This window comes from Vibrio sp. 1069 (assembly GCF_033340555.1).
Window position 1 is genome coordinate 1 of record NZ_JAWOWP010001049.1, and the last position, 500, is coordinate 500.

General features: G+C 47.0%; 1 protein-coding gene. It reads right to left on the reverse strand.

Annotation, left to right across the window (positions count from 1 at the left end; genetic code table 11):
* Positions 1-22 precede the first annotated feature (22 nt).
* Positions 23-500 (reverse strand): homoserine/homoserine lactone efflux protein (gene rhtB / locus R7040_RS30535; RefSeq protein ID WP_318098201.1); only part of this gene is annotated, 478 nt, incomplete at its 5' end.

Genomic DNA, 500 nt, shown 5'->3' on the forward strand with positions numbered 1-500 from the left:
GATAGAACTACCTATAAATGGCTTAGGATTTTGCAGCCGCTAATAATGCACCACAACCCATGAACATTGAACCGAATACTTTGTTAATTTTACCCATGATCTTGTCTGAACGGATAAAGCGTCCCATCTGCGCCGCCAACGTGGTGTAACCCAGCATTACGCACGCATCAATCACCACTGTCGTCACCCCTAGCGCCAACAATTGCGTCAGTTGGTCTTTTGCAGGATCGATAAACTGTGGGAACAACGCCACCAAAAAGACGATCGATTTAGGGTTAGTCAGGTTAATTAAAACGGCTTTATACAATAATGCGCTACCTGACATCTCTTTGTGACTCTCATTGGCAATCAAGCCGGAAGTATCACGCCATTTCTGAATACCCAACCATACAAGGTAAGCCGCACCTACCCATTTAATGATAGTAAACGCAGTTGCCGATTGCGCCACCAGCGCACCGATGCCAGCGCCAACCAAGGCGATGTGAATCGCGAGTCCGATT